A 23,924-nucleotide genomic window follows, 5' to 3' on the forward strand; every position below is an offset into this window, starting at 1 on the left:
GTGCTCCTCCTTAATCTTTCTTTATGTCGTCTTGAACTTCGGGGCTGCCATGGGCTTCATTTTTGAGAGCCTGTAGCTTACCTTCAAACTCAAGGCCGTGCTTGATTTTGGCTTTGCGTATATTTTCGGACGTTAGAAGCTTTTTCTTATTGTTATTGTTTATTATCTTAATTGTAACAAATAATGCCAGGAAAACTATCACAAGAAGCGAGCCTAGCAGTATAATTAAGAACATAGTTGTAATACCCGTTGAAATGGTGATGTCAAGCTGTCCGTCATTTTCGTCAAGCCAATCCAAAAAGGCTCCTGATACGCTTATTATAATAGAGTTGCCAAGAATTTGCCCACCAAAGTCAGATTGTATTTGCTGAAGAGTTTTACCGTTGATTTCAAATGAGTGCACCTGAAGGTTATAATCAGGAGCAAATGAAATGACCAGATTTTCTCCTATTTTGAGGTTTTCGGGGTAGGAGGTGTCCGTTGAAACTGTCAGTGCTCCGTTTGCCGAGTTTAAGTCTTGTGATATTTGGATGCCAAATGCAACCATGTCAAAGTATAATGATATAGTCTGGCTTCTGTCTAAAACAAAGGTTATTGTTAGGCCTCCCACCAAATCTGTCGCTATAGTATTTCCATAGGTATCCTCAAAATTAACAAAAGCGAAATGTCTGTTTGCAATGGCGGTTATCCTCAAAGTTGAACCAATGTTAAATTCAGTAATCAGTTTGTCGGCTTCTTCAAAGGAGGTGCCGTTCCACAGCTCTATTGCATAGTCGCCGCGATGTTTTTGTGTTTCTGACAGGTTCATGTCCAAAACATAGATGTTAATTATTTTTGCAACAACAGTAATATAGTTTTTGCCGCTCTCTGTCCACACCAAATTGTCAAGGTCAGGTTTTCCTAGAATAATGTTAAGATTGTCGTCAATGTCGCATGGAGCTTCTATTAGCACGCCACCCTTAACAAAATACCAGCCAATAAACTTCATGTTGCTGCTATATTCAAGTGCCTGACTGTTGATTATATAAAGATTGTCATCATAGCCTATATAGGTGCCGTTCACGTCCTGTTTTGGGTCAACCACAAACAGATTTTCGGCCTGCAGGCTTGTTATTTTTTGGTCATAAAAATCTATAGTGTAAATATCCAAATAATACCTTGTTTTTTCGAGTATGATTGTGACAGTTTTAGTTTCATTCAAAGTCATGTTAATGTTGCCCATGTGCGGAGTGCCGTTTATCAGTATGCTTGCAACATAACAGTGAGATGATGGTGAAATATTGATTTTTATGTTTGTGCCCAGATCATAATATTTTTGATTGAAATCATTTTTTGTTATATTGTCAATCAAAACGTTTATGCTGCCGTATTCACCATCCGCATTGCTGACGCTCACATTCAGCTGATATTGTTTTTGATATACCGCAACAATGATAATCCTGCCGCTACTGTTTAGATAAGTATCTAACAGGTCATTGTCAACAAGAAAGCTGTTTGGCTGACCGGCTGTCTGCATACTGAGGAAGGGACTATATCCCAAGCCATTAGCTTGTTGGAGTTTGAGCCCTACAAATCTGCTGCCAATAAGATTTTCGGTCTGTGCTATGATACTGCTTCCTGTTATTGTCTGGTTGATATAAAAGCCCAGATTGTTGCCTGACAAAATCAGTGAAGTTTCGGTTGGTGCAAAATCCTCGTATACAGAAGCAAAGCTCAGGTAGTATATTTGTTTTGTAAAGCTTATTGAGATTTTGAGGTCACTCTGTAGGTTTACGCCGCGGTTCATAGTGAATTCATCAAAGTCAAACGGATCAATAGTTGTGTCATGGTATATGTCACCTATTGCAGTAATTGAAAACTGTGAAATTTTGTAGTAGGGCAGAGCTGTCAGAACAAAATTTATTTGTGTGGGATTTATGTCTTTGGTCACATGAAATCCGGTGTTGTTAAAGTTAAAAGGAGTGGTCTGACTGCCAATTATAATATCTAAGTTGCCCCAGGTTTTGTCACCTGCAATAATTTCAATTTCAATCGTCCAAGACTGTTCAAACACTGCCACAAAAACATAGGAGGTGTTGTCATAAGGGTAGTCCAGCAGGAACTGTTCATTAAAGATATCAGCAAGTTCACATGTTGGATTGTTGGATATTTGAAACAGGTTTGCTCCAATCTTGACTGCCCAATATGCAAAGTCGTTTGTGCCAATTTGGGTTGAAATCAAGACTTTGTCGCTAAACAGTGAAAGTGTTGCTGACGGTGTCAGGCCATCCGCTTCAAATAATCCCGCCTGATCAGCAAACATACTTTCTATCTGAACCGATACGTTATATTGAGTTAAGGAATATTGCACATATAGAGTGTGAATCGGTTGTGTTGCTGTGAAGGTTGCAGCTGCATTTGATATAAACGCTTCAAGGTAGATATCATTTTGAATGGTGCTGAAACCCGTAAAGGTCTGACCGGTTTTTAAAAAGTCATTAAAATCAAGCGAAACCATGTCAAACAGGTCTGTAACATAGAAGGCCGTATAAGCTCCGTCAGCAGTTCCGCCGTTAAGATTTATGCTGATTTCAGACACGAGGCCTGAGCGCAGATAGGGATATCCGTCATTATAAGTATTCCACAGCCCCCAGGCGGCGGAGTTAACAGACAGGTTATTATAAATTTCGCTTGATGAGCCGGTGGTATATATATGAGAGTGGGTGATATTTGCACTGTCAGCCGCAAGAGCCGCTGCCAGACTATATCCGTTTTCTATTATAATATGGTAATTGCTTGCTCCCACAAAGGCAGCGTTTGCCGCTCCGCGGTTGTAGGTATCTATTATAATAATAGGGTCTATCAGGTCTAAATCAATGGCTTCAAAACAGCCCAAAATACCTGCACTAAATCCGTCATTACCAAGTGTTATGTTACCCTTGTTATAACTTGCTTCTATCACAGCATAATCAGTAAGCTTTCCTACAAGTCCGCCCGCAATAGCGTTGCTGCCTAGGCTGCGTGCTTCTATGTTGCCGGTGTTGAAGCTACCGGCTATATCAAAGATGCCGCAGGCTGCAAGCCCTGCAACAAGTGTGTCACCGGTTATGTTGCCGGTGTTGAAGCTGTCTGTTATTTGACACTTTCCAAAAGACAGCAGGCCTGCTACGTAAGCTGAGTTGGGTGCGTAAACCATGCCGGTGTTTTTACAAAAGCTCATTTGATTTTCAAGTGATATTCCAATATTTGCAACTAATCCTGCAAAGTAGTTGTGGTTGGGGGATACGCTTATGATATTGCCGTTGTTGGTGCAATTAGTGAGGCCCAGCACCGCGTCAGTATTACTGCTGCCGGAGCCCAAGCCTGCTACGTATGTAACCCCGCTGATGTTGCCGTTGTTGACGCAGTTTGAAAGCATAAGATTGCCTGAAATAGCACTTGCAAATATTCCCCCTGTGTTGCTACCGCTTTGAGACGAAACTGTTGCGTTGTTGATGCAGCTCATGATGATATTGTTATATCCGGTTACTGCGCCTACGAGCCCGCCCAGATTATTATTTGTTCCTGTGAGCTGTCCGTTTACTGTTATGTTGTCAAGAGTACAGCTGCTCATAAAGCCTGCTACCGCTCCTGTGTTGCTGCCGCCTGACACAATGTCCGCTGACAATGTTAGGTTTTTGACAGTTGAAAAATATAAGTAACCAAACAGTCCGGTGTTACCTACGCTGCTGTTTATTGTCAGTCCCGATATTGAATAATAGGTATTTGTGCCGACATTGTAACCATTGAAATGGATATCCATTATCTGTGAAATTGCATCGGCCGAACCGATTGGTGTAAAGAAATGAGCGCTTAGGTCAATATTGCTTGTAAGAACGTAGTATTTGTCATTAAGTACCGAGGAGTTTACTGCGCTTTGCTTGCTCATATAGGCAAGGTCCTCGGGGCTGCCGATTTGATAAGGGTCTGCTTCTAAACCGGTGCCTATTAGTGAGTAGGTGCCAAGGTCAACTTCGTCAATCCATAGGCCACTTGCTGCGGCACGTGCTCCTTTGTCAGTGATACCCGGCAAAAGCATAGGCAGACAGGTAAGCAGGGATATAACAAGAAATACAATAGTTTGTTTTAATGTTTGTTTTTTTATTATTTTTTCCATTGTCATATACCCCCTTAGTTTCCTGATTTGATGCGCTTAATCAAAAGCTTGCTGCGTATTATTGATATGATTGCGACAAGAATCATGCTCAAGGCAAATGCTATAAGCACACCTGAAGTTATCAAAACATTTTGGCTTAGCGGAGGTATGACCACAGGAGGCTGGATTTTTTGTGATATATTTACTTCTGATGTTATGTTTTCTGAAGATGATATATTGCCTGTTCCTATGAGACGTACTCTAAAGTAAAGTCCGCTTACTTCCATGCCCAGCTTATATTTTGTGAGAATCAGCTGATTGGTGTTTTCTCCGCCAATTACTGTCCATAGGCCGTCAGGTGCGCTTGACCACTCCCACACAATTATATAATCGTCATAGGTAAATTCGCCGTCTGTTCCAAAGTCAATGTCGCTTATGTTAAAATATAGCTTACCGCCTTCAACGTATCCTGATTCTCCCACTTGCAGGTTGACAGAAGCATCGGTCAGCGTTGCCGGCAGCACTTCGAGGGTTCCGTTTTGATAGGTTATAGAGTAGTTTTGAAGCAGCAGAATATTTTGTGATATTACATAAGTTCCTACGCGGCTTTGTTTTGAAGCTAGGGTAGAGTACTCAACTGTAATAAACAGATTTGTTTCATTTTCTCCATTTACAAATCCGCTGAAGGTGCTGGTGAAAACAGGATTATCGGTGTAATATTTTCTGTTGAAGCTGCCTCCTGTTATAGTGAGAGCTTTTTGCTTTATAACTACTTCAAACTCACAGCTTTCGTCAAATTCATAATAGCTTTCCCAACCTCCTGCAAGTGATACAGTGGCAATGTATGTTCCGGCATTTTGAAAGGGATTGTCTGTACTTATGTTTGTTGTTATCAAGTCGCTTGGAACCTTGCCGTCTATTGTGTAGCCTATGTTTTGTGTTAAGCCGTTATAGGTGAAATCGTTGTCATAGCCTGAGATTGTAATCACGCGTTTGTTGATTGTTATGGTGAAGGTTTCGCTGTCAGACGTGCCGTTTGTATGCTGAACCAGCACAGTGAAACTGATGCTGCTCATATTGGGCGCAGTCAGAGTAATTTCACCGGTTAAGGGGTTTATGCTTACGTTGCCGCTTGTTATGCTAAATGTCAGTCCGCCGATATCCGGCACTGCAATCACTGTCAGAGTAGTTTGTTGTTTATAAGTTATTGAAGTCTGTGAAATGCCGGTAATTTCGACGGCCATGGGGTCGTGCATAGCAACCAGCACTTTGGGTGTTTCGGTAAATTCATCGTTGAAGTATGTTTCACTGATGACAATAAACCCTATTGAGGAAACCACCGGCGAGCCGCCTATACTAAGCCCTGAAAAGTCGTAGCCCGTCTTTTGAAAAACGCTGCTGTCATAAGCAGTGGGCTCACCGTATTTTACGTTTTCGATGGTAATAAACTCTGACATCGAACTATCTTTGTAGACAATTAGATTATAGGTTTTTGGCGCCCATATTGCATATAGGGTGATAACATTGTTGGAGTTAGCAAGCAGTGCTTCGGCCTCTTCGATTTGAAGCTCGGTAAACCAAGAGTTGCTATTAGGCTCAAATGCCCATCCTGCAAAAATATTTCTTGTTTTGGTGAAGGGGTTGCTCAGCAATATTTCGGCAGAGGCACCTTCAAATATTATTGACTGTGTTGCTCCCCAAACCTGATTGCCTGATCGGAATTCAATTTCGAAAACTGTTTTTGTCCACACTGCATAAAGCGGGCCAAGCGGGGAGGTTAGTGTCAGCGGGTGTTCGGGAGTGTAGGTTAAAATTCCTGCCGCTGCATCTTGTGAGCTAGTGGCCCAGCCGATAAATGTGAACCCTGTAATGGTAAACTCATTTTGGTTTATTTTGATTGTTGCGTCAAAGTAGAAAGTTTGATCTTCCATGGTGTTTTGAGAGATTCTGCCGATTGCTGCTGCGTTGCTGTAGAATGAAACAGTAAAGGGTATAGGGTTCCAGACTGCGTAAAGCGTGATTTGGTTGTTCTGTGCTCCTGTGGCCGCTTCATGCAATTGCTGAGTAATTGAAAGCGCAGCATTGTTTTGATAAATTGCAGGTCCATTGGGCGTGAGTGTCCATCCGCCAAAAGTGTAGCCATCTCGCAAATAAGTATTGCTGCTGAGGCTAGCAATAGGGTTTGACACCTGAGCTATCTGACCTGTGGGATCAATCCCCGTTGCGCCGGTGCTGCCTGCACTGTCGTTTCGGTTAAAGCTGATATAGAATTGTTTTTCGGTCCATACGCAATAAACGCTTATATCGCTGTTTGCGATTGTCATATAAGTGTTTGTCACCAAAATATCACTTCCGCCGCCATTCACTATATACCAGCCTACAAGGTCAAAACCAGCCTTGGTTACGGCAGGCAAAGGAATTCTTTGACCTACAGCTCCTTCACGGATAAGATTGTTGGGGTTAAGCACGCTTCCGCCCTGAGTATCCATACGCACAAAATATGTTTTTGCTTTCCACACGGCAAACAGAGTTTTGTTGCCTTCGGTTGACATGGTGTAGTTTGCATCCGGAGCGTACACTACGCTGCCGCCGGCTCCGGGAGTTAGAGCCCATCCGGCAAATTCATAGCCGTCAAGAGAATAGGTGTTGGCTGAAAGTTGCTGTGTTTGTCCATACACAAAAGATTGATTTGCCATGGTGCCGGTTACGGTTCCGTTAATGCTGCCGGAGTTGTTGTCAAAGGTTATTTCATAGGTGTTAATCTGCCACACGGCAGTCAGTGTTATATTGTTTGGATAGCTGTATATAGTGTTGTCATCAACCATTGATGTGTCGGGAGCCTGCCAACCCATAAAGGTTCTTCCGAAATAGTAGGGCATAGGCAGCATGCCGACCGCTGCGTCAAAGGTAACTTCGTAGGTATTTCGAGGCACATATCCGCCGTTTGCGTCCAGAGTTATAATATAATTGTTGGCCTGCCACATGGCATAGAGGTCTATACCAAGAGCTGTTTCATAAATGGTTGTGTTAAAATACTGTACATTTCCTGCCGTATACCAACCCATAAAGGCGTAACCGTCTTTTTGCGGGGTATAAAGCTGGCGCAGTTCATAGTTTTGATAGGCCTGAATTGTAGAAGGTGCAGTAAATCCTGTGTTCTGGTTTATGCTGCCGCTTATATTGTGAAGTGTGACTGTTATGGCGCTTGCAACGGGTATCCAGCCGGCATATATTTGAATGTTGTCAACTCCCTGAAAGATTGTGGAGTTTGTATCACTCAGGCTGTTTGGGTCTTTGCCAATATATTGGATAAATCCGTTTTGACCATCAAGTGCCGGAGTGCCATTGTAAGCAAGTCCTCCAAACAGAGGGTCAAATTCAACAGGAACATTCCACCACCCGCTAAAGATATAACCGGTTCGTGTTGGAGTGATAAGACGTCCTACGCGCTCGCCCGTATAAACATATTTACGGTTGGGCGTAACGACGCCGCTATTGTATTCAGTGAGGTAGCTCATGTATTTGAGCATAGGGAGATTGTCGTTTCGGTCAAGCCTGAACTCCCAAATATTTTGAAAGTCCCACTTTATGCTGCCGCTTGTGTTGTTAAAATAAGTGTTGTCATAAAAATAACTTGTTTTAGTAAATTCAAAGTCACCGGTGCCGTAAACGCTGTTTGAAGGAGTTGCGCTCAGGCTGATTGTGCCGGTAACCAGATTATTTCCGTTTGATGAAGTTGTTTTATTGCTACCGTTGTTATATGAACATATTCCGTAGTAGTTTATGTTTGATTTATAAAAGTTTTTGCTGCCTGTAACAGCAGGAGAGGAGGTGCTGCCTACTATCAAACCGATAATGCCGCCAAGGTCGCGTCCGCCGCCGGCAGCTTGTGAGTTGCTGTCGGTGGTCAAGGTTAGATTACCATAATTTTTACAGCCGTTTATTGATATTGTTGAGTCTGCCGAAATAGTATTGTTTAAGTGGGCAACGACACCGCCCACTTCAGAGCGCTTATCGCCGCCGCCTGAGCCTGAGGCATAACAGATTGCACTGACCGAACCGGTGTTAAAGCAGTTTGTAAGTGTGCCGCGGCTGTTAATTTCGCCGCATATGCCGCCGGCAAAGGCGATTGTGCTGTTAAGTGAGCTGCTATTTGAGTTTGTACTTACGGTTTTTATGTCTACGTTTGCCATGTTAAATACGTTTAAAAAATCACTTCTATATACGTAGCCTATAATTCCGCCCACAAAGTTATAGACTTTATTTTGAAGATAGTTAAAGTGAGATATTATAGGTCCGTTGTTATAGCTGTCTTTAAAAGTACTTCCGCCGGCAACACTGCCGTAGCCTTCATAGCTTCCGTCATCTAGACGTCCGATAAGTCCGCCGACATAGGCCTCCACATCATTTACATTAACGGCTCTATCGATGTCAACTGTAATGCTTGCATTGTTATAGCATTGGTCAACTACTGTTGCGCCTGCGCAGTAACCCACTACAGAGCCCGCATATATTTTGGTTGCAGACGGGAAAGTGGCGGTGCCCTTGACTGAAAGCATAATTTGTCCGCTTTCAATACCCACGCGGCTGATTGTAGCGTTGTAGGCCGCGCCAAACAAGCCCATAAAGTTTTTTGAAGGTACTGTTCCTGCTGTGAGAGCATTTGAAACGTTCAGATTTTTAATATAGAAGCCGTTTCCGTTAAAATTGCCTTCAAACCGGCTGATATTGGCACCTGAGCCGCTGCCTGTGCCGATAGGTGCCCACGCAAAGCCGCCTAAGTCAATATTGTTTGTCAGAATAAAGTGCGCGGTTTTGTTTATAGGGTTTGCCGAAGTATTGGCATTAATGTCCCTTGCCATCTGCCTCAGCTGTTTTGCGTTGGCAATTTGAAAGGGGCTGACCTGTGTTCCGTTTCCGCCGGCATAAGCTTCATAAGACAAACCGTCCCACACGGGGCTGCATTCATCAATTCCGTCGCCGCCCATCAGGTTATATTCCAAAAAGGCATTTGTGTTCCAACGTGAAGTCAGAGTGATTTGGCCGCTTATTAGGTTTCCGTATTCATATATTGTAGTTGCTGCCACAAGAGTAGAAGTGTCGGCAAGGTTTTCATACCAGCCGCCAAAGTAATATGCGCTGTTGGCGGGAGCCGGTGCTGCTGTAGGCAGGTTACCCAGAGGCCGCTCACTTACGCGAACGACGTAATCCTGCCCCGATGCGGGCGCTTGATAGTTGTTGAGTGCGCTTGCAGGCTCGTTATTGATAATGCTTCCGCTTTCGGTAATATTAAAGTGTATTTCAATTTCTTGCAGCCACTTTGCATAAACTGTTCCGCTGTAATTGTCGTTTATTTCTTGTGCTGTAGTTGCTTTTTGAAGCGGGACAGTGCACAGCGAATTTGTAAACCAGCCGTCAAAAGCCCAGCCTTGCCTTGAGGGTATAGACAATTGATTATATACCTGTGCGTCTGGCTGGAATGCTTGTTCTGTTGCAGCTCCGCCGCCGTAATTTGGATTTATGTAAACCAGAAGCAGGTCATTGTATTGAGCATAAAGAGTTATATCATCAAGAAACAGGAAAAGTGTGCTGCTGCCAAGATATTCGCCTGTTCCGTCGGGTTCGGTGTTCCAGCCCACAAATTCTGCATTTGCTTTTGTGGGTGTAGGCAGTGTGCCGAAGGGCTCGTTGTAGGGAGCACTTTTAGAGGGGATAAGCTGACCTCCTCCGTTGTAATTAAATAAAATTTCAGGGATTTTGTCTTCGACAACAACGTTTGATACGTTTCTCAGCTGAATGATGGAGCCGCTGTCACCATTGTTTCCGTTGGCACCTTTCTTGCCGTTGGCGCCGTTGTTGCTGCCAGAGCCTCCCATGCCGCCAAGTCCGCCTACGCCGCCGGCACCTCCGTTGTTGTCACCCACAATGCCAAGTGAAACCATATTGGGTTTTGTAAAAGAGTTGGTTATTTTGTCGTATACAAATTCAAAGCTAAGGTCGTTGTTAATAAAGTATACAAACAGTGCACCCGCACTGCCGCCGGCACCTCCGTTTCCGCCTACGCCGCCGGCACCTCCCGCACCTCCGTTCCCGCTGCCGCCTACGGCATTGCCTCCGTTTCCTCCTATTCCACCGTTTCCGCCGCTGCCGCCAATGCCTGCGCTGACAAGTCCTGCGTTAAAGCTGTCAGTTATTGAAGAGCCAAAGTCAAACATGCAAACAAGCCCGCCTGCGCTTCCGCCGAACCCGCCGTTTACTCCTGTTTCACCGGCTTTGCCGTCCACGCCGTTGGTGCCTATTATGCCTTCTACGCCGTCCGCTCCGCTGAGAGCTGTATTATTTTCAAAGTTGATGCCGTCAAGGCCCTTCACCATGCCGGTGTTATAGCACTTTTCTATATCCGTGCTGTAAGCTACCCCCACGAGCCCTGCCGCATAACGCTGCGATAAAATGGTGTTTTCGTGGCTTTGACATTCATAAACATATACATTGCGGCCAAGAGCAACTATACCCGCTGAAACCGAGTCAATTCCGGCTATTATGGTGTAGCTCTGTGCCAGAATATTGTTGTTGGTGCTGACACAGCCCAGAATGAAGTTACCGCTGTCAGCGGTTGAGGCTGCAATGCCCCCGGCATTTATTTGTGCGTTTACCCCTGACGAAAGCACGCGGCTGTTTTCTATACTTGCTCCGGATACTATACCTGCAATACCGCCTACGTCTTTGTAGGCTGCAAGCTTTGAAGACGAAACGGAGCAGTTTTCAATTAGGGCGCCATTATAGACTTTGCCCGCAATACCGCCTGCAACAGCTCCGCTGTTGTTTATAAAGTCAATATTTATGTTGAAAATGTTTAGGTCAGATATAGTTCCGCTGTCAACAAAACCAAACAGTCCGTAAGTCACACTGCTTGTTTGAGTTGAAATATTGATATTTGAAATTGTTTTATTGTTTCCGTTAAATGTACCCGAGAAAGCCTTGACGCTGTTGCTGCTGATTAAACCGATATCAATATTATTCAGGTCCAAATTCTCGGTCAGCAGATAATCCTTTTCATTCCAAAGCAAAGCATTGTTATTTTCAATGGCGTCAATCAAAAAAGCTAGTTGACCCTCGCTGGAAATAATATAGGGGTCACCGACCGAACCGTTACCCTGAGCAATTGCTTCGATTGTGCCGTCAAAGGCATTTGTTCTGCTGCCTCTGTCATTTTTAAAAGACATCAGCAAAAGTGCAGACGAGCAAAACAGCAAAACCAAAATCAGAATTAAACTGCCTTTTAAGTGTGTCATCAGGACTGTTTTTTTCATATCAATACCACCTTTTTAAAAGATTAAAACGATAAGGCGAGAGGCCTTAAGCGCACCCAAAGCAAAGGCGGGTAAATGTATTTTATGGCTTGCTAAAGGGGGTCTCTTATGCAAGTTGCTCATTTTTTGACAAAACAATCTTATCTTATTATAATTCTAACATATTTATTTATTATATAACAAACAAAAACGCAGAAAAATTAAATAATTTGTTACATTTTCTGATTAAAGGGGTTGACACACATATCAGTTGAAAAAACTTTGTGGCTGTGTTATAATTAAAACATTATATTGGAGGCAATTATGACAAAAACAAAAAATAGTTTTTCAAGAATGATGTTATCGTTTGCTCTGGTAGCGGCACTTTTGGGTGTTGTGTTTATGCTGGCTGCTTGTGAGGAAGGGACTCCCACAAGCGACAGCATAGCCGGCACTTATAACTATGAAAGTGTGACAATACAGGCCGTCGAAGAAGAGGCGTGGATGCAAACTGAGGCGGAGGCAAGCGTACTTGTGCTTAATGAAGACCAGACGGGAGTTTTTAGTTTTTTGAGTGAGCAGACCGGGTTTACTTATTCAAGAGTTGGCAATAATGTTACTATTACCATTATTTTTAGAGGAGAACACAAAATTTGGTACGGAGTGCTTAACGGCAGCAGACTTACGCTGGATGTAAGATTTAACGCAAGCCTTATGATGCGGATTGTTTTTAAAAAAGCATAATCTGTCACCAAAGTTTGACAAATTGTGTAAAGTGTGCTAAAATACTAATATTGTTTGGATAATCATATTTCTATTTCTTCATTTTTCTATGCCTTGGTATCCAAAACACTTAGGGAAGGGTTCTACCATCCCTTAAAGGAGGATACTGTGGAAGACATAACTTTGAAATGCAAAGATTGCGGCGCTGATTTTGTCTGGACTGTAGGTGAACAAGAATTTTACCAGCAGAAAGGACTTGAACACCCACCCGTAAGATGCAAAGACTGCCGTGGCAAACGCAAAAGCATGATGAACAACAGACGTGACGGTTAATTTACGCTTACAACAAAAAACAAGGAATCTCCTTGTTTTTTTGTTGCAAGAATGTTCTTGTTATTCAGAGTTTTTATAGAGAATGCATAGCTCGTTTTTTAAAAAGTACAATCAACATATAACCGTTTGACTTTGGAACTTTGAAATGATACAATCTAGCTAACTTGGACAGTATGACAAAAGAGAAAGGAAAGATATAGAAGATGAAAGCTATAGTTTTGGCTGGCGGAAAGGGCACGCGGCTTATGCCACTAACAGCGGATAGACCTAAGCCTATGGTGGAAATTTTGGGCAAGCCCATGCTTGAATGGGTAGTAAAGTTGCTCAAAGAACACGGCTTTTGTGATATTTGTTTGGCGGTAGGTCACATGCCAGAGGTTATTAAAAATTATTTTGGTGACGGCAGAAACAAAGACATTAAAGGTATGAGGGACTTTGGTGTAAATATAAAGTATTCTTATGACCTGGACGAAAATGAAGTTAACAGAAACAAAGTTTTGGGTACGGCGGGATGTGTAAAGAAAGCAGCACTGGCAAAAGTATACGATAAACCGTTTATGGCAGAGCAACAAAGCCAATGGGCAGGCAAAAACGCAAGTTTTATTGAAGATGGTGAAAACTTTTTGGTGGTGGCTGCGGATAATTTTACTAACATAGACTTAAGAGGTGCCTATGAAGAGCACAGGCAGAACGGTGCGCTTGCGACTATTGTTTTAAAGAGAGTAGAAGATATCACCGGTCTTGGGGTTGTGGAGACCAAAGGGAACAAGATAATTGAGTTTCTAGAGAAGCCCGACCCTGTGACTTTTAAGGGGGAGCCGATTATCAATACAGGGGTATATATTTTTAACAGCAAGGTTTTGGACCTTATACCCGATGATTTGCCAGACACAGGCTATGACTTTGGAAGAACGCTGTTTCCTGCTATTGTGAACAGTAAAGACATGCAGCTGAACTGTGTAGTCACTGACAGATACTGGTCAGACCTGGGGACAATCAAGTCGCTTGAAGAAACAAGTAAATATGTTAAGAAAAATTTGAATGATTTTTGTCAATAATAACAAAAGAGGATAAAGAGTGCAGCTATTTTTAAATATACTATTATTGATAGCCGGTCTTGCCGCTCTTGTAGTAGGTGCGGAGTTTTTTGTGCGCTCAGCAAGCAGCCTTGCAAAAAAGCTGAAGGTATCAACCCTCATGATTGGCCTTACGATTGTAGCATTCGGAACGGGGCTGCCTGAAATAGTAATGGCTCTTATTGGAGGAATTACCGGGCATACCGATTTGGCACTTGGAAATATAATTGGCTCCAATATGGTCAATATGCTGTTGATTATGGGCCTTGCTGCAGTTATTGTGCCTCTGAGTGTGCAGAAAGAAACCAGAAGAATTGACCTTCCGGCTTTGATGATAATGTCTTTTATGCTTTTAATTTTCTGCCTTGATCCGTGGCTTAACGGTGCCGACGAAAATATGTTGACGCGAGGAGAATCTATAATTCTGCTTTTGGCGGTAGCGGTTTATGAAACTATTATTATAGTTGGTGCCAAACGCAATAGACTAACGCCGTTTGAAATAAAGCAAGAAGTTGAAGCTGAAACCAAAAATCAGACTGAGGATAAGACTGTAACTGAGGCCGAAAGCAAGACTGAGGATAGTGTCCAAACCAAAACAGAAACCAAAAAAGAAATGAAAATATGGAAGGTTTTGCTGCTGCTTTTTGGCGGTATTGTGCTTGTGGGTGCAGGCGGACAGGCGGTTAGTATGGCGTGTGAGACAATAGCTGTGCTAGCGGGCCTCAGTGAAACACTTATCGGCGCCACTATTGTGGGCGTAAGCACAAACTTCCCTGAGCTTTTCACTATGCTGTTTGCAATAAAACGCAAAGAAAACGATTTGGCTATAGGTACGCTTATAGGCTCAAATATTCTTAATATGGGCTTTATCTTGAGTATAATGGGCGTTACAAGTCAAATTTTGATAACAACCAATGTTGTTATAGACATGATAATAATGTTGGCTGCAACCATATTTGTTTCGGTGGCGGCGTATACGAGGGGCAAGATAAGCAGATTTGAAGGCATAGTGCTTCTTGCTATGTATGTAGGGTATATCACCTATATAATCATAAGGAACTGATTGAAACCAATAATCATGTTTAAATATTTAAGCTAATGATTGTTTCATCATTTTGGCTTCTTTAAAACGCAAAAAAAAGAAAAGACGGTAACGTCTTTTTTATTTTTAACTCTTTATACTGCAAAAATGCTGTTGTTTTATAAGGCTTTCAGGGGGTACTGCCGCTCGTGTGAAACAATCGGAGGAATATTGCGTTTCACGGACGAATATATTTAGCTAAAAAGTGGATATGCGGTGGATATCTCACTTTTTATGTGGATAACTCTGTGGATAAGTGGGCATTTTTTGTCTTGTCAAGCATATTTTAGCTTTTTTGACAAAATAAGCCATAATTTGTGCTTCGGCACAAAGTTTTTGTATGTGGACAAGTGGGGCGAGGTAAAATGTTTTTAACTATAAAAAGAAGACATATAATTATTGCTTCTGTTTGCGCTCTGGTGTTTTGCGCGGCGATTTTTGCGTTTACCTTTAAACAAACAGAGTTTGTAATAGATATGCCCAAGGATGAAATTCTGGTGGTGGTTGATGCGGGCCATGGTGGAATTGACGGCGGCAGCGTAGGCAGAAGTACAGGTATAAAAGAGAGTGAACTTACACTTTCGTATGCTCTCAATCTTATGCGGCAGCTGAACGCTTTGGGTATAAACGTGGTGCTTACACGAAACAGTGAGATGGGTCTTTATAACCCGAAAGCATCCAATCTTAAAAAAAGCGATATGCGAAAACGAAAACAAATAATTGAAGAAAGTGCACCGAATATGGTAGTATCAATTCATATGAACAGCTTTGCTTTGCAGAGCAGCAGAGGAGCACAGGTGTTTTATAAAAACAAGAATGAATGCGGCAAGCAGCTTGCCGAGGATATTCAGCGTCAGTTTATCAATTCTCTGCCATATGCAAGATCAACGGCCAAGGTAGGCGACTATTTTATGGTTAATTGCACTGACCTTCCTGCAGTGATTGTGGAATGTGGGTTTCTTAGCAACTCTCAGGAGGAAAAGCTGCTTGTAAGCCGGGACTATCAGGATAAGGTTTGCTATAGTATAGTGTGCGGGATATTGGACTTTCTAGATACAGGCAAAAATAGTGAATAAATGGAAAAAAGAGTATTAAGAAAAACATCCGCGGATTTAGTCCGTGGATGTTTTATGTCAAAGGGGTTTCTCTTATGAAACAACGGGAATTTCTATGTGCACATTTTCGCCGGTGTTTTTGAGAATTGTGGTAATTGTGTGGCGCGACGACACCATCCAATAGTTTCCGCCAGGAGTGGCTGAAGGGGTGTCGGTTACAATAACTTCTATGGTGCGATGCATCATAAGGTAATTGTTTTGAGCGTGTATGCCAAACTCGTATTTAAACTCATCAATATAGAGGTTTCCTTGCTGGGGGCGCTCAGTGTTGATGAACCCTGCAGCTATTGTCAGCCTGAAATAGTTTACTTCCTCAAACTGCTTTTCTTCAACCAAAGTTGCGTTGGCTGGTGTGCTTTCTCCTATGCTTGGGATGAAGGATGATATAAACGCAGGAATGTCTATTGCGCTGCCGGCAGCGGTGCCTATAACTGTGCCATTAGTGTCTGTATATATTACGCCGTTATAATGTGTTGTGGTTACATAGCTTTCGGTGTCACCTGAGTAGGTTATAACCTTTTGTTGCGTAAAGGATACGCCTGCAATTCTGCCGAATTTGGATATTTTAACAGTTTTGACTGTGCCGCTGAGAGTTTCGTTAATATCAGTAGTTTCATATTCGGCAATTTTGTTAAACATACCTGTTTTGGCATTGTTAAAGCTTTGCACCACCGAAAGGGCGGCTTGAGTGCTGTCGCCATAGGCTATGTCATCAAAGGTTTGTTTGGCGCATCCGACCAGCGAAAATGAAATAATCGCCGCAAGTGCTATTATAAAGGTTGTTATTCTCAGTTTCTTCATATTTTGCGCCCTCCTGTATATTTATACTAATTATATATTTTTATCAGCCAGCAAGTCAATCAAACAGCTCAATTAAATTGACAAAAAAGCGAGAATTTGCTAATACTATAGTCAAGAATGAAAATAAAAGGCATATTGTTTAGTTTAATATTATTTGCGCTCTCTGTAAGCGCGGTTTTAGGTTTGAACCTAAGTCAAAGCCGTATAGCTTTTGCAGTGGGGCCTTATCCTGAGCTTGTTGACGGTGAATATAGTATTATTAATTCAATTGACAGCAACAGCGACGGCTTTTTAAATGGACTTGATTCTATAAGCGGATATGTTGCAATTCAGATGGAAGACGGTACAAATCTACTGAATTATATTCGTGCCGGCGGAAACTCTGTGGATTTTATTCTGACAGATAGTTTGGGTTCGGTATTGCCTTATAGTGCGAGCATTTATAACCCGATTCCTCCTCCGAACGATTTGCTTTTTCCTGAATATAATACTGAAGTGCGTACGCTGATATCTTCTCCGCTGGGAACAACGATTAAATACTATCCATACCTAGGGCGTGTAGAGATATCCTCACCTTATGCATTAAGTGTGCCGGTGGAATTTGATTATATCGTAAGAGTAAGCAATGTAGACCCTGCAACATTTGACAGTACTGCTATCGTTGCTCGCGGCAGCCTGGACAACCTTGGTAACAACTTTAGCATAGACGATATACTTTATAAATCTGACAGCAATCCCGCTCATGTAGCTGTATCGGTTTGGAATAAAATAACGGCTGTATCCTATAATCCGGATATTGATTTTGGGGATATTAAGAATGAGAGTGATTTTTACGGTCTGGTTAATTACCCTATTGTTATAGACGGCATAAGCTATAACCAAAATGATGTAACTATAACATTTGGCGGAGATCATTATGATGCCGGAATACATGAGTTGGTGTTTTATAAGCCTTATGCCCAGTTTACTGTTACATACAACATAATCGGCTATAGCGGAATAATGCTTGACAATGTTTTGAGTTTTCAGATTGGCGATATTTCTTCTGTTGCCTTGGATTTGGTTGAATATAATGAAATTTTAGGTGAGTGGGAAATTGTTTCAACTTCGCAATTGTTGCCCTATGTGTTGAGTAATGTAAGTTATGATGATGGCGGGGAAGTGGAGTTATATCTTGTAAGCAATTACTTTAATGTTATTTTATTTGATAAGCAACAAAGAAATTTTGATGTCGTAATGAATACTGACATTTTAAACAATACAAGATATATTGAGACAACAACCATTGGCGGAGAGTTCTGCTTTGTATATTCGGTGACGCTTACTCCGCGCTGGGAAGCGGGCTTTGCTACATTAGATGAAGGTTTGTCCGTTTCTTACTTTTTATTAGACAGTCCGGTTGTGTTTGTGAGCGTTGAATATTACACCGATATTCAACCGCAGATTATTATGCAAAACGGAAAAATTTCGTTTGATACTATAAAAGGGACTAGCCTTTTAAACGCAGTTGCCGCTATTGAAAGTTGTGTTTATATGGTTGAGGATATGGGGGCCTCGGTGTATTATTCAAGCGTAAAAACTTCAAATCCTGTTGTAATAAGTATCAGCGGCTATAATCCTAATGCTTATAACACATACAGCGGTACCATAACATGGACGGGGGGTGTGTCAAACAACACCTGCGTTTTAAATATCAGCGTAATTATTTCTAATCATGCACCTACGACAATCTTCAGTTCGGTTACTGCAGGCAGCAGTATCAGCAGCGGAGCCGGCATAAATGCAGGAACAACTGTTTTGGGAAGCTTTGTTGTAACTGACTTAGACGGCGACAGCACCACAATTTTTGCAAGCATAAATGTAGCCTCTTCAAGCGCCGTGCTTTCGGTGTCTGGCACAAGCTTTAGTTTGGTACCTAATTCAAAATTTTTGGGTACCGTTATAATTACCGCATATGCTGTTGACAGTGAGGGACTTGAAGGGGCGGCAGTTACGTTTAGTGTGACATTTGTTGACACAGCGGTTCCGACTATTGTGTTTAATATAGCCAGCATGAACAGCGGAACCTTGACGCTTAATAAGAGTAAAACTCCCACCAACCTGCGCTCGTTTATTGAGAGCGTAAGCGACAATGTAGCTGACCTTTTGATTAGCAATGTAACAATTGACGGCGGCGACATACAAACTTTTAACCTCAGCGGAAGTTTTAGTGTGGTTTATATGCTTTCTGACGGCAACGGTAACACTGCAGTCAGGACTATAGCGGTGACGGTTGTCAATGTTGTGCCGGTGGTAAACAATATTGAATTAGCACTGAGCTATAGCGGCACGCATGATATAACCCTGCAGGGTTCAGACAGCGATGGGGATGATTTATATTATTATTGGGTGGCAGTAACATGGTATGTTGACGATGCAGGGCAGGAGTATATCAGTCCGCCGTTTGAAGTGTTTAGTATAACAAACAACATTTTAATGGTTAAGGTCAGACTTGCTGATATCAAAAATAATTTGCCGGCAGTGGTGATATTTAATTATGAGGTAAGCGACGGCGAAGTAAATCCTCGTCCTCAAGCGCAAATAAGACTAACTTTTGTTGATGATGTTGCTCCGGACATAACTCTGACAGAGCTGCCTGTTAGTTTTAATGTGGGGGAGGCTCCGTCAGACTTTGATTCGGCGGCATACTTTGTTGCAAGTGACGAAATTGACGGTGTAATTGTTGTGACCCATGCTAATATAACAGGTAGCGTGAACTTTGAGTTGGTTGGCACATATACTCTCACATGCACGCTTAGTGACGCTGCGGGCAACATTACTTCAAAGAGTGTAACTATAACTGTAGGCAGTGGTGGCTCAGGCCCCGGTCCAGGCCCCGGTCCTGGTCCCGGAGATGGTGACGAGAATGATATTGTACTATATATAATATTGGGTTCGGTTGCGGGGGCTTTGGTTATTGCAGGAATTGTAATATTGATAGTTTTCTTGGTGCGAAAGCACAGGATGAGAATTTGATTTCCCGCAAAATGTATTTAATGTGAATTTTGGCTGTTTGGCAAAAAACTGATAGGTTTCAAAGATTTTGCCTCATATTAAAGATTGCAGCAAATACATTTTGTCGAATTGTTGAGATTGGAAGAAAAGAATATATAATTATATAAAGGGAGAAGTAAATGAACATACTTGAACAAATTAAAAAAGATAATGTGGATGCCATAAAAAGCAGAGACAGCGAAGCCAGAGCGATTTTTGGCGTAGTTATGAATAAAGCTCTTTTGCAGTCGGTTGAAAAGCGGGCAAAGGGGGAGGAGCTCAGTGATATTGATATGGTAGCAATTTTGCAAAAGACAGTTAAAGAGCTTGGTGATGAGTGTGAAAATTATAAAAAGGCGGGCAATGCCAAGCAGGTGACCGTTATAGAGCGGCAGACAGAAATTGTAAAAAAATATCTGCCTCAGATGATGAGCGAGGGGGAGATTTTAAAGATAATTAATACGCTGAGTGACAAGAGCCTGCCAAATGTTATGAAGCACTTTAGGCTAAATTTTGCCGGCAAGGTGGACATGGGGTTGGTTCAGAAGGTTATAAAGAACATACAATAATAAAAAACGAACTTTAAGTTCGTTTTTTTATACTTAAGAAAAAATACTGAATTTGCCATCGTCGGAGTAATAGGTTTTAAGGCATCTAAAAGTTGCTGTCGTCAGTGTCACATATTTTAATATGCTGAAAGCTTGCCGTCATGGGTGTTGTTTAAATCACTGAGTTTATTGGCTTCGGCGTCATATATTATTTTACTTTCCCCTTCTGTATTTATCAAGACATGGCCTTTACTGATATGCATTGCAAGGTGATAGGAAGGTATTCCTATATTTCCCTCCGCCCATAAAAGTTCAGTTGTTGTCAGTTGAAAATCAGTTGTGATGGTTGGGTAATAATCATGGATTGATATTAACGAAAAATTAAAGCCGTGTGTATCAATGTGTGATTGTATTTCTTTGGGAAGCTTTTCTTTAAAAATTTCCAGACGCTTGGCGTCTTCAGAACTCAAAGTTTTGTCGTCTCCCTTTAACAAGGTTTCTAAATTATTCGCCCACCATGCGGTTGCAGCCATTGTTTCCGGGCAAAATGGCTCTAAATTATTCTGCAGGTTTTCGGTTGCTACCATAACTTTTCTCCTTTAAGACGCTTTTTAATACGTATAATTATATCATTATTATATATCGCTGTCAATGGGCTATCTTACGTCGCTTGTTGTTATACAATACCTGTGCAGTTTTTAACACAGGTATTGTATAACAACATGTTGTGGTTCCAATGAGCATGTCAAGCATGGACAATGGTATAAGCAGCAAGGGTAAGGAAGCAGAGAATAAAGGATAAAAGACGGCAGGGTGAACCCGACCGTCTTTTTGTGGTGCGGAGTATGTTTATAAGTTCTGCTTCTGGCACTTTTGGCGTAGAGGGAGGGATTTGAACCCTCGGTGCATTTCTGCACACCGGTTTTCGAGACCGGCACATTCGGCCACTCTGACACCTCTACATATTTTGGTTTAAATTATGCAATAAAAGTTTAAGAGTCTTGGTGAAAACTTTTATTATTATAACCTAAAATATACGAAAAAGGAAGTGGTTTTGTTTAGTTTGCGCAAGAAAATTTTAGGCTGGGCTAGGGACTTTTGTTGTTTTTGTTTTGAACGTTACTAAAAATTTGATATAATTGTCACATATTTGGAGAAATTTATGAAAGAAGAATTGCTTGAACGCCTATTTTTTCATCACCCGACAGATTTTGATGAGCAAGAGGATTTGATAAAGGTCATTAATTTCGTTAAGGAAAACGATATATCAAGCAACCCCGATATTCATGTTACGGCGAGCGCTTTTGTTTTTAATGCTGACAAAACTAAGGTGCTTTTGGTAAAGCACAAGAAAACGGGACTGTGGCAGCAACTGGGCGGGCATATCGAAAAAAGCGATGTCCTTTTGATTGATGCGGCTTTAAGAGAGGCAAGAGAAGAAAGCGGCAAAGAGGATATTGAGGTTTTTAATGACGGCAAGATTTTTAATGTGGTGATTTATACAATGAAAAAAGATGTTGTGCACACTCACCTTGACATCTGGTTTGTGTTTACTGTAAAAACTGAGGAGTTTAACCCCTTTGAAGGTCAGCAGCTAAAGTGGTTTGACCAAAAAGAATTTGGGGAGCTTAACAAAAAACAAAAAGATAAGGGACTTATGCGTGCGGTAAAGAAGTGGAAATATTTGCTTAAAAAAGGCTCAATCATCTGAGAGATTTAAAAGGAATGATATGAATAATAAAAAGAAAAGATTTATATATAACTACACTATGTATTTTGTCATTTTGGCAATAGGCTTAGTATGCTCTGTTGTGACTATCTGGCTGCCCTCGGGCGGGTTTTGGGGGATTTTGTTTTTGTCGCTTGGAACCGGTTTTCTGGCATCTGCCATAACAGGCTTTTTGGTAGATATGTCAAACCGTAAGACAACCGAGCAGAAGGCGATGGCGGTCAGAAGTTTTGACTTTGAAAAAATATTTTATAGGGTGTTGCTGCTTGCACGAAAGTTTATTAACCTTGGACTGCATAATGGGGACCTTCAAGCGGATAATGTGAATAACAAGCCGCTGGATGAAGCGCTTGCTGCGGCGACAGATGCAATAATCTGCTCTCAGGTTTATAGCACAAACGACAGCCTTTTGCCGGAGGATATCAAGCGGATAGAAGGTAATAGAGCGCATTTGCTTGGCATCATAACTCAATATGTTGCAGCGATAGAGGTTGAGTGTGACAAAATGTATGATATGCAGGATGTTTATCTTATTAACGATATTTTAACGGAGCAGGAAATAAAAGTAATAAATATCATACGCGGCCTGATTAAGGACCAGCTTGACCCCGACAATGATCCGATTTTTGAAACGTCCGTTGAAAATGTCAGGCAAATATACAACCTGCTGGGCATGACTTTTGATGATATACATTCGCTTAAAAGTTATGTTGTCGAAATTGTTGAAAAAAGCGGATCGGTTGTATACTTTTTGAATAAGCGCACCAACAAATATTTTATCAAATCACCCAAAAAGGAATGAGGATAATAGAAAATAGAAAAACCGGCAACTTAGCTATGTTGCCGGTTTTTAGAGGCAAAGAATATATATGTCCGACCGATTAGTCATGACGACTAATTGGTTGCTATAAATGTTATGCAGGAAGAATTATTATTTGTTCCGTATCCGATTTGATATGAAATATAGTTAAATCCCGCTTGTTTCAAGAGTTGTTCAAATTCGTATATGTCATACCAATAGAGCACAAAACGGGAAACCTCGGTTTTCAACGTATTGCCGCCGCTTTTCAGTTCGTATTTGTTAATATATAATATCTTTTGATTTTTAAAGTCTATGCTTTCGCTGGTTGTGGTGAGAAGTAGTTCGTCCAAATTTTCCAGCTTGATGCTTCGGATGTTTTGTTCGCTTGCACTGAATTCGGGGAGAAGTTCAATATCTATTATGATTTTTCCGCCGCTGCGCAGATGTTCGCGAAACAGAGACAGCGTCTGCATTATGGTATTTTTAGGCAGCAGACAGAAGCTGCCTGTCGGCATTACTATGGCGTCATATTTGGTTTTGAGCGACAGTTTTGTAAGGTCTTGATGATAAAGTTCTGCGCTTACACCATGTGCTTTCATATTGATGCTGCATTGTTTAAGCATTTCGGAGGATAAGTCTACGCCGTCAATATTAAGGCCCCTTTTTAAAAAGGGTATAAACATCCTGCCTGTTCCTACACCGGCCTCCAGGATTTTGCCTTTTATGTTTTTGAGTTTTTCAAAATAATATTCAATATCTCCGTCGATTGAATGCCCGACAGGCTTTGACAGCTCATAAAATTTTGTGCTGAGTGTGCCGTATTCTTCATGCATTTTGTGTTCCCCACCTCCAATCTTCTTCTTTAAACATTGCTGTGCAGCCTGAGATAAATCCGAACTTGGCATAGTATCCTTCGAGGTCTTTTTCGGTAGTCAAAAGTTTTTTTATGGTGCCATTGGAGGCTGTTAAAAAATCGCTTATAAGTTTTTTGCCGATACCTATACCCTGATAGTTGGGTTCAACAACAAGGTTGACCCCAAAGGCGTCAGCTTTTTTGCTGCTTTCCGCTCTGTCTTGGGCGGCGGTTAAAATGCCCACCAGATGAATATCTTCCCACACCGACAGCACATAAGCGCTGTTTTTGATGGCATTATGCAGTTTTTGCGGAAACCTTGAAATCTTCCAATTTACACTGTTAAAAAGACCAACCAGCTGCTCGGTGTCAATTTCTTTTTCGGTTTTGTAAATAAACTTGTTAAGACTTCTTTTCATATCGTTAT

General features: G+C 41.7%; 15 protein-coding genes, 1 tRNA gene and 1 pseudogene. 9 read left to right on the plus strand and 8 right to left on the minus strand.

Going from position 1 to position 23,924, the window contains the following annotated elements:
* Positions 1–10: 10 nt before the first annotated feature.
* The 3 genes and pseudogenes from LBN07_04455 to LBN07_04465 all read right to left on the minus strand — a co-directional run bounded on the left by LBN07_04455 (position 11) and on the right by LBN07_04465 (position 10,293).
* Positions 11–4,135: a hypothetical protein gene (locus tag LBN07_04455; GenBank protein MDR0850699.1), complete on the minus strand. Its 4,125-nt coding sequence runs from the start codon at positions 4,133–4,135 to the stop codon at positions 11–13.
* 14 nt (positions 4,136–4,149) lie between these two features.
* Positions 4,150–9,915 (minus strand): InlB B-repeat-containing protein, encoded by a 5,766-nt coding sequence (locus tag LBN07_04460; GenBank protein MDR0850700.1) that lies wholly within the window; start codon positions 9,913–9,915, stop codon positions 4,150–4,152.
* 39 nt (positions 9,916–9,954) lie between these two features.
* Positions 9,955–10,293 (minus strand): annotated as a pseudogene (locus LBN07_04465) (hypothetical protein).
* Between the two features lie 1,434 nt (positions 10,294–11,727).
* On the opposite strand from LBN07_04465, the gene LBN07_04470 reads away from it, so the two are divergent.
* The 5 genes from LBN07_04470 (at position 11,728) to LBN07_04490 (ending at position 15,692) form a co-directional block, all read left to right on the plus strand.
* Positions 11,728–12,147 (plus strand): hypothetical protein, encoded by a 420-nt coding sequence (locus tag LBN07_04470; protein ID MDR0850701.1) that lies wholly within the window; start codon positions 11,728–11,730, stop codon positions 12,145–12,147.
* A 147-nt stretch (positions 12,148–12,294) separates the two neighbouring features.
* Positions 12,295–12,459, plus strand: coding sequence for a zinc-ribbon domain-containing protein (locus tag LBN07_04475; GenBank protein ID MDR0850702.1), 165 nt, complete (start codon positions 12,295–12,297; stop codon positions 12,457–12,459).
* 203 nt (positions 12,460–12,662) lie between these two features.
* Entirely contained in the window at positions 12,663–13,517 is an 855-nt protein-coding gene (locus tag LBN07_04480; GenBank protein ID MDR0850703.1) for a nucleotidyltransferase family protein, read from the plus strand.
* A 19-nt stretch (positions 13,518–13,536) separates the two neighbouring features.
* Positions 13,537–14,598 (plus strand): calcium/sodium antiporter, encoded by a 1,062-nt coding sequence (locus LBN07_04485; GenBank protein ID MDR0850704.1) that lies wholly within the window; start codon positions 13,537–13,539, stop codon positions 14,596–14,598.
* Positions 14,599–14,981: 383 nt separating this feature from the next.
* On the plus strand, positions 14,982–15,692 hold the full coding sequence (locus LBN07_04490; protein ID MDR0850705.1) for an N-acetylmuramoyl-L-alanine amidase: 711 nt from the start codon (positions 14,982–14,984) through the stop codon (positions 15,690–15,692).
* A gap of 72 nt (positions 15,693–15,764) precedes the next feature.
* Here the strand turns inward: LBN07_04490 and LBN07_04495 are convergent, their stop codons facing one another.
* Positions 15,765–16,532, minus strand: a complete 768-nt coding sequence (locus LBN07_04495; GenBank protein ID MDR0850706.1) for a hypothetical protein — start codon at positions 16,530–16,532, stop codon at positions 15,765–15,767.
* Positions 16,533–16,649: 117 nt separating this feature from the next.
* On the opposite strand from LBN07_04495, the gene LBN07_04500 reads away from it, so the two are divergent.
* On the plus strand, positions 16,650–19,547 hold the full coding sequence (locus LBN07_04500; GenBank protein ID MDR0850707.1) for a DUF5011 domain-containing protein: 2,898 nt from the start codon (positions 16,650–16,652) through the stop codon (positions 19,545–19,547).
* 158 nt (positions 19,548–19,705) lie between these two features.
* Positions 19,706–20,134 carry a GatB/YqeY domain-containing protein gene (locus tag LBN07_04505; GenBank protein ID MDR0850708.1) on the plus strand — a complete coding sequence of 143 codons (429 nt, stop codon included), beginning with the start codon at positions 19,706–19,708 and terminating at the stop codon, positions 20,132–20,134.
* A 116-nt stretch (positions 20,135–20,250) separates the two neighbouring features.
* Here the strand turns inward: LBN07_04505 and LBN07_04510 are convergent, their stop codons facing one another.
* Positions 20,251–20,700, minus strand: coding sequence for a hypothetical protein (locus LBN07_04510; GenBank protein ID MDR0850709.1), 450 nt, complete (start codon positions 20,698–20,700; stop codon positions 20,251–20,253).
* 287 nt (positions 20,701–20,987) lie between these two features.
* A tRNA-Ser gene (locus LBN07_04515) sits at positions 20,988–21,075 on the minus strand.
* Between the two features lie 200 nt (positions 21,076–21,275).
* Here LBN07_04515 and LBN07_04520 point away from each other — a divergent pair.
* Positions 21,276–21,824, plus strand: coding sequence for an NUDIX domain-containing protein (locus tag LBN07_04520; protein ID MDR0850710.1), 549 nt, complete (start codon positions 21,276–21,278; stop codon positions 21,822–21,824).
* Between the two features lie 19 nt (positions 21,825–21,843).
* The gene (locus LBN07_04525) at positions 21,844–22,644 is read left to right on the plus strand and encodes a hypothetical protein (GenBank protein ID MDR0850711.1); all 801 of its coding nucleotides are present in this window, start codon (positions 21,844–21,846) and stop codon (positions 22,642–22,644) included.
* A gap of 92 nt (positions 22,645–22,736) precedes the next feature.
* Here LBN07_04525 and LBN07_04530 read toward each other — a convergent pair whose 3' ends face one another.
* Together LBN07_04530 and LBN07_04535 are read right to left on the minus strand one after the other, a co-directional pair.
* Positions 22,737–23,477 carry a class I SAM-dependent methyltransferase gene (locus LBN07_04530; protein ID MDR0850712.1) on the minus strand — a complete coding sequence of 247 codons (741 nt, stop codon included), beginning with the start codon at positions 23,475–23,477 and terminating at the stop codon, positions 22,737–22,739.
* Positions 23,470–23,916, minus strand: coding sequence for a GNAT family N-acetyltransferase (locus LBN07_04535; protein ID MDR0850713.1), 447 nt, complete (start codon positions 23,914–23,916; stop codon positions 23,470–23,472). The genes LBN07_04530 and LBN07_04535 overlap by 8 nt, the downstream gene beginning before the upstream one ends.
* Positions 23,917–23,924: the final 8 nt, after the last annotated feature.

This window comes from Christensenellaceae bacterium, from assembly GCA_031260975.1.
Taxonomy (GTDB): domain Bacteria; phylum Bacillota; class Clostridia; order Christensenellales; family UBA1242; genus JAISKJ01.